Source organism: Ochrobactrum sp. SFR4 (genome assembly GCF_019730395.1).
Classification (GTDB): domain Bacteria; phylum Pseudomonadota; class Alphaproteobacteria; order Rhizobiales; family Rhizobiaceae; genus Pseudochrobactrum.
Window position 1 is genome coordinate 1 of record NZ_JAAPBB010001310.1, and the last position, 240, is coordinate 240.

At 42.1% G+C, this 240-nt stretch carries 1 pseudogene; it reads right to left on the bottom strand.

What is annotated here, in order from left to right:
* Positions 1-240: pseudogene (locus tag HBA93_RS23260) on the bottom strand (thermonuclease family protein); the annotation flags it as partial.

Genomic DNA, 240 nt, shown 5'->3' on the forward strand with positions numbered 1-240 from the left:
TGCGAAGCCCGAAGTGATCATAACACTTGCTAAGTCGAGCCTATTTTTCCCAACAGTCGCATAGCAAAAAACATAAGTAATATTTTTCCCTTGAGCTAAAGGCGCACAAATAGGTTTCGTATCTTGGATATATGCTGCGAACATAGCCAAAGAAGCATCGCCACAGTCTTGCTTGATACCTGACTCAACTGTGTAATATGTTCCGCGCAGACAAGATTGAACGCCATAAAGCCTAAACTT